An 11,485-nucleotide genomic window follows, 5' to 3' on the forward strand; every position below is an offset into this window, starting at 1 on the left:
TCCGTCATTTTCACAGCTATCTAATCGGCTATTATTTAGCCTCTAACGATAATAATACACTGCTTGTGTCTTGCTCGATATCAAATCTGCTATCCAATAAAAACACGCGTGATGCATCAATTTTAACAACATCAACCAAATATGCTTTCACTGCTTGTGCGCGTTGTTGAGCCAGTTTACCTAATTCGCCTTTCGCTACTTCTTGCTTATTAAGCACCAGATTATAAAGTGCTATATGCCAGCGCTGATCTAACTCTTCATCGGTTAGTTCAATGCCCTTTTCATCTTGCTCATCTTCGATTTTATCTTCTACTTTACTTGCTTTTTCACCAAATTCGGCTTTATAAAGTTCTTGTAAGGCACCAGATAATTTTCCAGAAGTTGGCATAGTACTCGCACTTAAATTCTCTGGTAATTCAGCGACTGTCATTTGCGCTGTCTCTGCTAATTTCTCATTAAATTGGACAAGTGCTAATGCTTTACTGTCTTCTGGAGCATTCACCGCACCATCGACTGTTAACTTTAATTTAGGACGAGTTTCTAATGCGGTACCAAGTGTTTGTAACTTTTCTTGCTCTTCAGCCGTTAATGTATTCGCACCAAAATCAAAAACGATTATATTCAACTCTTCATCTGAGCCCGCAAGGCCAGCAATGAAAGAGAATGGCGCAGTTACGGCTTTAGTTATGATATTAGAAATCGTACTCCAAATAACCGCACCAAGGCTGAATTCAGGGTCATTCACATCACCAGACACTTCAACCCCTAAGTCAATCACCCCATTATTATCTTGCAATAAGGCGATAGCTAACTCTAATGGCAGTGAGGTTGCAAGGTCACTATCACTGGCTTTACCTAATTGTAACTGGTCGATAATTACGTGGTTCGATCCCTTTAATTGGTTATTTTCTAATTGATAATTAAGCGCTAACGTTAATTGCCCTTTATCAATATAATGCCCTGCGTAAGTGCCTGAATAAGGATTTACCGTTGTTAATTCAACACTTTCGAAAATAACATCCAAATCCAAATAAGGCTGCTCAAGTAGTGGGTTGATCTCTCCTTTTACTTTCATTGGTGCATATTTTTCAATATTACCGCTGATATCAACCGTTGCTTTTGTTCCCGGAATACTGGACACATGACCAATATTGCCTTTTAGTTGTTCAATACCCGATGAGAAATTAGGCGTTAACGAGTTATCAGCAAAGAACGCTGACCCGTTATTAAACGCTATTTTTCGCATGCTTAATGCAAATGGCTTTTCTTTCTTACCCTTTGGCGCTGCGGGTGCTGACTTCTTCTTTTTAGCTTTTGGTTGAGCAACAATCAAATCACCAATATTAGTGCTTCGATCTTCATTAATCACGACTCGTGCGTAAGGTTGACTTAAACTCAACGTATCTACTGCCAGTGTGTTTTTTTGTAAATCAAAATCAAATTTATTAACAGCCAGTGAACGCCATTTTACAAACGGTTTTCTTAGTTTATTATCACGAATTGAAAGATAGTTAACTTGAACCCCGCCACTAACCTCAACGTTACCTTCAGCATTTGCGTCTAGCTTAGCTTGCGTACTAACTTCTCCTTTAGTTAACGTCGCATTTACTACTGTGGCTAAATAAGGTTGAAACTGAGCTAACTTCAATGATTTCACATCTATATCCGCCAGTACTGATTGTCGCTTGGCATCCGCTTGACCTTTAACGCTGATATCACCTTTGCCATTGACAGAAGTAAAGAAATCAAAATCAATCGGCTTAGATAAATCACTTACAATCTGACTTGTGGTTAGATTAATTGGCGACATCACCCATTGGTTGGCTTTTTTAGTAACGACTTTTTCTTCAACGTTTAATTGGTAATCTTTTATTTCAATACCATCGAGAGTGACTAACCACGCAGGAGAGTCGTTCTTAGGTTCTGATACCTCTTCTTTCACCTTTTTTGAGGTCACCGATTCTTGAGAAAGAAATTTAGGCGTAAATAAGGTCACTAAATCAGCGCCTTTATCGTCTACTTTTGCTGATACATTCAGCCCTTGGGAGGTAATAGAAGTAATATTGACGGTTTGATTTTCAACATTAGCCGCAATATTATTCACTGATAAATTAGGCAGAGAAACGATAGATTTATCGTCTGCATTAAAATTCACATCATTAAGAGAGAACATCCCTTTCGTGGTTGAAAGACTCATGGCATCATCCGCTTCAGTGTCACCCATCGTTTGTGCAAGATGATAATTTGATGAGAAGTTCACTTCACCCGATGTTAATTTTGCGATGATGTTTTTTTCAATAAATCCCCATAAACGTGGTAATTGAATATGCTGAACATCAATATCACCTACGACTTCTAGTGGTTTTAATTGAACTTGACCAATCAACTCAACCGTACCTGAATCCACATCAGTAATATGTAAGCGGTAGTCGTTCTTTTTCTCTATATCCGTCAGCAAGCTTTGGGTCGAAAACTCACCAAGCGTGATAGTAATATTTGGGTAAGCAAGCTGAGTTCCTGTTACTCCATCCAACAAACGGACACTGCCCTGAATTAATGCGGTGTGTTTAATCAATACAGGGAATAACGGTGCTTTTCTATCAATGACTTCATCTGTCTTTGGTTCTGGCTCTGGATTTTCTGTCGCCGTCGTATTACGCGCAACGGCATCGATAATATCACTAAAATTAAACCGCAATTCATCCGTATTATTTACGCGTTCAAGATTAATGTAGGGCTTATCAAGCGAAATATATTCGACTGAAACAGCGGCATTTAAAATGGATTGCCAGAAATTAACCTGAACACTGGCATGTTCAAATTGAACGAAAGGCTTAGTGTCTTCTAAAATAGTAAATTGATGGACATCAAACTGAAGCGTAAAAGGGTTAATCGTGATATCTGTTAATGTCACAGGACGTTCAATCAGTTTCGATACTTGCTCTGGGATTTGTTGCTTCGCAATATAAGGAACAAGTAATCCGAGTAAAGCAGCATAGAGAAGGTATGCGCTTAATGTATACGCACTCCAACGAATGTATCTAGGAAAAGCACGAAACGTTACAACTGCTGCTTTAAATTTGTTCGACATTATGACTCTCTACTCCTACGTCTATATCGACAATAATCTGATACTCACCTGGATAATTCTCATTTAAGGAACTTATTCAAATGGGTATTTATCCCTGATTATTCTAAATAATGGCCATCAATGGCATAACTACAATAAATGGTTACTTTCTGCTATCGACATTAAGTAACATGCAAAATATTATCCCTCCCGCATTGGTATGTCTACCACTCTCACCTCATCTGTTCACAAAATCCAAAGATATTTACTTTGGAATAAAGATCGCTATAAATCATAGGTGAGCAATGCTCGTATTCTTGTTGCTAGGAACAATTCATAAATCATGGCATTATCTTTTCATAATCAAAAACACAAAGTCAACTAGGACTATTTATGAATAAAACTCACTTTATTGGTACATTAATATTAGGGCTTTCCTCTGCCTCTGTTATGGCAAGTGTTTCAAACGTTACCCCATCACAGTGCCAAGCCATGAAAAATAAAAATGTCATGTCACCAAACGCACCTGTGCAATGTGAACGATTAAAGAATATCACGTTTACGCATTATGACTTTAAGGGTAAAACGGTAACAGGTCATATCGTTGTTTTAGATGCTGTAGCCCCATATGTTGATCGTATTTTTACTGAATTATATCAACAAGGCTTTCCTATCGCTCAAGCAAAACCAATCGAAAACTATGCTGGTGACGATAGTAAATCAATGGATGCCAATAACACGTCTGCATTCAACTATCGCCCCATTGCCGGAAAATCTTCTCTTTCATTACACGCTTATGGTGTAGCGATAGATATCAATCCATTGCAAAACCCATTTGTTGAATTTACCTCTTGGGGTACCGCCACATTCAAGCCACTTAAAGGCCATGAATATTCAAACCGAATGATCCAGCGCTTAGGTAAAGAAAATAGAAAGGGATTTGCAGAGGAAGTAATAAATATCTTTACTAAAAATGGATTCATTTATTGGGGTGGTTACTGGGATACGCCGATTGATTTTCAGCACTTTCAAACTAGTCGAGATATGGCGTATTTGATGACGGCTATGCCAACCAAAGATGCCTCAATATTCTTTAAAAACTACGTTAGTTGGGTTCAATCCTGTCAGCAAAATTACGGCTATGAAAACATGAATAAATTCAAAGATTACAGCTCATATTTACAAGCAGAATTAAATACAACAACGTCTTTGAACCGCCTATATAAAGTCGATCCTAAAAAAATAATACACGTGATAAACAAGAAGGCAAAAGTGTCGTCATCATCTTGTTTTTAATGATCAATTCATCATTGTCACAAGCATGAATCCATAGTATTATCGCGCTTTTATTGTTTCATTAAAAAACGAATATCAGCATGAAAAACAACAGATTACTGCTCATTGTTATCCTAGGTATTAGCGTGTTTGTTGCCATAATAATCAATGAACTATGGATTCAAGCTGATTATAACAAATATAATGCAACAACACCGACTCAATTTCACCCAGATAATATCGTCTCATCGACTTCAAATGGAAAGCAGCTTATCAAGATAAGAGAGCTCTCATCTGTCGATCCTCAAAAGGCACGTGATGCAATCCATCAATTTGATATAGCACATTCAGAAGACTTAACACCAATTGAGAATGCATATCGATTGTTGATCCTATTGTCGATAGAGTGGCCTAACAAAAACCAAGAAACTATTGATAAATATATTAAAGAGTTACATCTCATCGCTGATAAAGAGCAATATGATTGGTTAAAAGCCACTGTATATATCGATCAAGCTGGAATTTATGCTCGCCATAATAAAACCGAACAAGGAAAAGAACTAATAATTAAAGGTATTGAACTCGCAAAAAAGAGTAATGCTCTTTATCTTTTACCAAGAGCCTACAATACCGCAGGATTTGTAAGTAACACCTCAAATAAATTAATACATGCTCAAGATTATTTTATGCAGGGAATAGATATTGCCAATCAACTATCAATGATTGAAGAAAATGCGAAATTGCATAACAATCTTGCTGTTGTATATATGGTTATTAAAGACTGGAACAAAGCATTAGAAACCATAATAATAGCAAATAAGTTATATAAAGAAAGTCCGATTGAAAACAAATCGATAATGCATATTTTTTACTCAAACAAAGCACGAATATATGGCCATCTAAATAATAAAGAAGAATCAAAGCGAGCGATTGATGACGCTGATTTATATTATAATGAAAAAACAGCCTCTCCTCGCAGTAGAATACTTCACTGGAAAGGGCATAGCACTCTCATGTTACTGCTGGGAAAATATGCCGAAGCAAAGAAACTTGCAGAGCAATGTTTATCTTACCCCTTAATCAAGAGTTATCCACATGAAGAGGGACAATGCAATTTATTGCAGTCAAAAATATTATTAAAACAACATGAATATAATGAAGCCTTAGTAAATATAAATAAAAGTATATATTTATTCTCCTTAATTAAGCACGACAGATCACTCACGCGTGCTTATTTACAAAAAGGCGATGTTCTAATATCATTAAAAAGAGATCGCGAAGCATTATATGCATATAAGCTTCATTACCAGAGAGATAAAGAACAATTTTTAAACGAAATGTATGATGTAGTACATTCTGTTGCCACTCGTAAAATTTCACAAGAGCGCGATCTATTAGATATTAAAAATAAACTAGCAGAAGCCTTACTATCAAAACAGAAACTGCATTTAAACATTGCTTTTGTCTGTACAATAATCATTATTATGATATTACTACTTGTCGTACGCCAAGTAGTAAAAATAAGAAAAACAAATAAAGAACTTGAAACATTATCATATATAGACACATTAACTGGGTTATATAATCGCCGTTATTACTATCAACAACTGACCCAATGCAATGCCATAAATGCTAAAAATAAATATCGCATTATTTTATTCGATATTGATAACTTTAAATTAGTTAATGACCAATATGGGCATGATATCGGTGATGAAGTGCTCGTTGAAATGTCAAACCGTATATCATTATCACTATTGGACAAAGAGCTACTGACTCGTTGGGGTGGTGAAGAATTCTTAGCATTGTTGGAAGATAATGAACAACTTATTTCTAGAGTTGAAGCGATAAGGAAAACCATTAGTGAACAGCCATTTTTAACTAAAGCTGGAGAGTTACCTATCACGAGTTCTATCGGTGTCAGTTTTTCAGCTCTTCCTAGTGAGATAGATGGTAATGATGACTATTTCCGTAAAGCTGATAAGAACTTGTATGAAGCTAAACGTTCGGGAAAAAATAAAGCGATTTTCCCTAGTGTAGAGTATTCGAATCGCTCAAGAGAGTTGAAATAAAAAATAATATACTAAATAAAAAATGGTCACATAATGTGACCATTTTAGTTTTATATAAGATAAATACTAATGTTTAACTTATTTTATTAATCTGATTTGCCGTCCAAACATAAAGTAGTTCTAAAGCAATCGTCGCACCGGCTAATGCTGTGATATCGCTTTGATCGTAAGCTGGTGATACTTCTACCACATCCATACCAACCATATTGATACCTTGCAAACCACGAATGATTTTTAAGATCTTATCTGAATTCAAACCACCACACACAGGAGTTCCTGTACCCGGTGCAAACGCAGGATCAAGGCAATCAATATCAAACGTTAGGTAGACTGGCTTATCGCCCACAATGCCTTTCACTTGTTCGATAATTGCCTCTGCACTCATGTCATTTGCTTGCATTGCGTTGATAACATTAAAGCCGTGGCCTTCTTGTTTATACTCAGTACGGATACCAATTTGTACTGAGTGCTCAGGCGAGATTAACCCTTCATTTGGCGCATGATAAAACATAGTACCGTGATCATAACGGCTGCCGTGACTGTAAGTATCAGTATGCGCATCAAAATGGATCAATGCCATCTCACCGTATTTCTTACCGTAAGCACGAAGCAAAGGTAGAGTAATAAAGTGATCGCCCCCTAAACCTAGTAATGTTTTACCACTATTGAGGATTGCATCTGCGGCTGCTTCTAAGCGCACAGTAAAGTCTTCTGCATCACCGGTATCAAATACTAAATCACCCGCATCAATCACTTTAGTATGATCAAATACATTGAAATCCCATGGGAACTTTTTGCCTTCCCATGCTAGATTGACTGAAGCACGACGAATGGCATCTGGCCCTAAACGCGCACCCGGACGACCCGACGTTGCCATATCTAATGGCGCACCTAATACAACGATGTCTGCATCATTATCAATTGGGTTTTGTACCAATGGACGACGCATAAATGTCATTGCATTTGAGTACAATGAGTAATCTTTTTTAGTGAATAAATCGTTCATTAAAAATCTTCCAAATAGGTGTAACCCATCAAGCCTTGCTCTAACTCTTCAAGCACGCTTTGCTGTTCTTCTTTCGCCACTTTCGCCGTCACCATGTCTTTGTAGTTTTGACGGATCAAATCCACATCGATATGTACATAACGCATCATGTCTTCGACTGTGTCACCTTCATTGATGTAATCAATATTGGCTTCGCCATGTTCATCGACATTAACGACAACGCTGTGAGTATCACCAAATAGGTTATGCATATCACCCAAGATCTCTTGGTATGCGCCCACTAAGAAGAAGCCCATCAAGTACGGCTCATCTGGGTTCCATGCTGGTACAGGCAATGTAGTTTCAATGCCTTGACCATCAACGTATTGATCAATAATACCGTCAGAATCACAGGTAATATCGAGTACAACTGCACGATGCTCATCCGCATTATCAAGGCCGCTTAATGGCAATACAGGGAAAACTTGATCAATACCCCATGCATCTGGTAACGATTGGAATAGAGAAAAGTTAACAAAGAACTTATCAGCTAAACGCTCACTCAATTCATCTAAAATTGGGCGATGGTAGCGGTTCTTTGTGCTCATTTTTACGCTTAACTCGTAGTTAATACGTAATGAAACTTGCTCTGCCCATGCACGGTGCTGAAGATTGATCATCCCCGTTGCAAATTGATTATGCGCTTCAGAGACATCACATTGTGTGTCGTTGTAGATCTCAATTAATGCGCGATCATCACTGCCATTTTCTAACTGCTCTAGGTTACGCCACATGTTGTTCAGCAATAACGGTGCATCACAATGAGGAGCTTCAATCGCTTCTGGTGTGTAGCTTTCTGTGCCGATCACATTGGTAATTAATACCGCATGATGCGCCGTCAATGAACGACCAGATTCAGAAATAATCACTGGCATTGGTTGTGAATATAACTGACAAATATCACCAATAGTCATCACGATATTACGTGCATATTCAGCTAAACCATAATTCATTGAATTAGACGATTGACTACGAGTACCATCGTAATCGACAGCCAAACCGCCGCCAACATCAAGGTATTTTAGTTTCGCTCCAATATCGCGTAATTCACAATAGAATCGTGCAGCTTCACTTACGCCATTACGCACATCACGAATATTCGCCATTTGTGAGCCTAAATGAAAATGCACAAGCTCTAGAATATCCAATTGGTTTTCTGCTTTTAAACGCTCAATTACGGTTAGCACTTGAGAGGCAGATAAGCCAAATTTAGATTTTTCGCCACCACTCGCTTGCCATTTACCCGCACCTTGCGATGCAAGACGGATACGCAAACCTAATCTTGGTGTTACTCCTAATGCTTTTGCTTCGGATAACACCAAATCTAATTCTGATAATTTTTCTAATACGATGAATACACTATGACCCAGTTTTTCACCGATAAGCGCCAGACGTACATACTCACGGTCTTTATAGCCGTTACATACAATCACTGAACTCGCTTTTTGAGCCAAGGCTAATACTGCCAATAACTCAGGTTTACTGCCTGCTTCTAAGCCAAGCTGTTTCTGTTCTAATTGCGCTTGGCTTGCCAATATCTCATCAACCACTTCTTTTTGTTGATTTACCTTAATTGGGTAAACTAACAGATAATGGTTTTCATACTGATATTCTTCAATCGCTTGGTTAAATGCATTACAAATACTATGCACACGCTGATGTACTATTTGAGGAAAACGAACCAAAGCCGGCAGTCCAATATTTCGCTGCTCTAATTGATTTACAATATGACTTAGTGGGACCTGATGATCGGAATCGCTACGTGGTGATACATACACTTCACCATTATCATCAATACCGTAAAAACCTTGGCTCCAATGCTTTACATTATACTCCGCACGAATGCGTTCCAAATTAACCGAATGTTCCAAATCTAGAGACCTCACACAATAGGGCCATCAACAGAAAATACCTCGTTGGAATATCGAGGCATAACCCAACAAACATCGCAATCTAGCGAAGTGTTGACGGCATTAACTAACATAATTTAAATGTAGTCCAATAATTAATATTTATCGTAAATATCAAAAACATTTATCGATAAATATTACCTTTATTGTGCAGTTTTATCACCTTATTTTCGCTCTAATAAGCACCACAAAGACAAGCAAACTGTAACCGTTTATATCTAGCTCTTGTTTCTAATGTATTACTCAGTAAAATCATCATCAACATTTTCTGTTATATATTTTTCTTATGCCAAAATTGAATCTGCACCGCCGTGACTACGTATCAATCTTAGGGAGTGATATCTCAGCAGATAACTTAAAGCAATCACTCAAACCTAATTTTGAAAAACCAACCAACAAACTAACTCCAAGCCCATACCTCACTGATAAAAATCTTATTCGTCGTTGGGACAAATTAGCGAACCCTGCGTTGCAAGCTGAGCTACTTGATGTTCATACTCAAGCGCAAAGCCAAGCCTACGAAAAAAACATCGAGCACTTTATTGGTACCGTCAAAGTGCCTGTTGGACTGACGAGTCCCTTACGTGTGAATGGTTTATTTGCCAAAGGCGATTATCTAGTCCCCCTTGCGACGACAGAGGCTGCATTAGTCGCTTCTTATAGCCGAGGTTCACAGCTGATCACTGCCTGCGGTGGTGCAAGTGCCATGTTATTAAATGAAGGCGTAACTCGCACTCCTGCATTTGCGTTTTACAACTTAGCCGAAGCTGGACAATTTGTGGCGTGGGCCGTCACTCAATACGATACGTTCAAACAATTAGCTGAAGCCACCACTTCTCACGGTAAACTCAGCGACATTAATATCAGTATTGAAGCCAATCACGTTTATTTAGTGTTTGAATTTTTAACCGGTGACGCTTCTGGTCAAAACATGGTGACCATTGCGACTAACGCTATTTTTGAATTCATCATGGATAACTCCCCGATCACGCCTGAAAATGCGTATTTAGATGGCAACTTATCAGGCGACAAAAAAGCCTGTAGCCAGTCTCTTCGTAGCGTTCGCGGTAAAAAGGTGACTGCTGAAGTGCATATTCCAGCCGAACTGGTTAAGAAATATCTGCACACCACACCAGAAAAAATGATGCAATTTACTCAAATGAGTACTGTGGGGGCAACGCTCAGTGGCACGATTGGCATTAATGCTCATTATGCTAATGCACTGGCTGCGCTATATATTGCGTGCGGTCAAGATGCGGCGTGTGTTGCTGAATCTGCCGTTGGTATGACGCGAATTGAAGTGGATAGAGATGGTGGATTATACGCAAGTGTAACACTACCAAATCTAATGCTAGGAACGGTTGGCGGTGGTACCGGATTACCAAGTCAAAAAGCCTGTTTGGAAATCATGGGACTACACGGTTCAGGTAAATCTCAAGCACTTGCGGAAGTGTGTGCGGCATTATGCCTTGCTGGCGAATTATCTATTGTGGGTGCATTTTGTGCGGGACATTTTTCACGAGCGCATCATAAATTAGCGCGCTAGTTAATCAGTTGGATTTCCCAAACCCCATTAACTAACGCGACAATCAATTATTGCTCAACAAAAATAAGTTCATTTGTTTTAAAACCTAGAGATTGAGCTGTTGATACAAAACGCTCAATCACTTCTTGGTCAACGTCTTTAGTTCGAGATAACAACCACAAGTAATCAAGATCAGGGCCTGATACAAACGCATATTGGTAGTTTTCTTTATCTAGCTCAAACACCACGTATGACCCGTAGAAAGGCCCAAAGAACGAGACTTTAAGATAGCCTTGATCTTCTGCATCAATAAACTTAGCTTTCCCTTCTGCCTCATTCCATTCTTGATCTTTTTTTGAATAGCCTCGGTTAATGACCTTAACGCTTCCATCTTCATTAATGCTGTACTCGGCGCTGACTTTACTCAACCCTTCTTCAAAAGAATGATTTAACCGTGCCACTTCGTACCATTTACCTAAATAACGATTTAACTCAAAGCCTGAAACAGGCTCAACACCTTTTGGCATACCTAAACAACCACTAAGTGCTAACAAACTTATCCCTGCAAGTAGTGTTCTCATCGTATTT

Annotated in this window: 7 protein-coding genes; 3 read left to right on the plus strand and 4 right to left on the minus strand. The window is 38.4% G+C overall.

The window, feature by feature from the left end; genetic code table 11:
• Positions 1–31: 31 nt before the first annotated feature.
• On the minus strand, positions 32–3,091 hold the full coding sequence (locus tag Q1K78_RS06660; RefSeq protein WP_300175727.1) for a DUF748 domain-containing protein: 3,060 nt from the start codon (positions 3,089–3,091) through the stop codon (positions 32–34).
• A gap of 372 nt (positions 3,092–3,463) precedes the next feature.
• Between Q1K78_RS06660 and Q1K78_RS06665 the strand changes: the two genes are divergently transcribed.
• Positions 3,464–4,366, plus strand: a complete 903-nt coding sequence (locus Q1K78_RS06665; RefSeq protein WP_300175730.1) for a M15 family metallopeptidase — start codon at positions 3,464–3,466, stop codon at positions 4,364–4,366.
• Between the two features lie 80 nt (positions 4,367–4,446).
• Positions 4,447–6,417, plus strand: coding sequence for a GGDEF domain-containing protein (locus Q1K78_RS06670; protein WP_300175733.1), 1,971 nt, complete (start codon positions 4,447–4,449; stop codon positions 6,415–6,417).
• 73 nt (positions 6,418–6,490) lie between these two features.
• Here Q1K78_RS06670 and speB read toward each other — a convergent pair whose 3' ends face one another.
• Together speB and speA are read right to left on the minus strand one after the other, a co-directional pair.
• Complete coding sequence (gene speB / locus Q1K78_RS06675; RefSeq protein WP_300175735.1) at positions 6,491–7,423, minus strand: agmatinase; 933 nt, start codon at positions 7,421–7,423, stop codon at positions 6,491–6,493.
• Positions 7,423–9,333, minus strand: coding sequence for a biosynthetic arginine decarboxylase (gene speA / locus Q1K78_RS06680; protein ID WP_300175738.1), 1,911 nt, complete (start codon positions 9,331–9,333; stop codon positions 7,423–7,425). Before speA ends, speB begins: the two co-directional genes overlap by 1 nt.
• A gap of 325 nt (positions 9,334–9,658) precedes the next feature.
• On the opposite strand from speA, the gene Q1K78_RS06685 reads away from it, so the two are divergent.
• Complete coding sequence (locus Q1K78_RS06685) at positions 9,659–10,918, plus strand: hydroxymethylglutaryl-CoA reductase (RefSeq protein ID WP_300175741.1); 1,260 nt, start codon at positions 9,659–9,661, stop codon at positions 10,916–10,918.
• Between the two features lie 47 nt (positions 10,919–10,965).
• Here Q1K78_RS06685 and Q1K78_RS06690 read toward each other — a convergent pair whose 3' ends face one another.
• Positions 10,966–11,478, minus strand: coding sequence for a lipocalin family protein (locus tag Q1K78_RS06690; protein WP_300175841.1), 513 nt, complete (start codon positions 11,476–11,478; stop codon positions 10,966–10,968).
• Positions 11,479–11,485: the final 7 nt, after the last annotated feature.

The organism is uncultured Aliivibrio sp. (assembly GCF_946479765.1).
Lineage (GTDB): Bacteria > Pseudomonadota > Gammaproteobacteria > Enterobacterales > Vibrionaceae > Aliivibrio.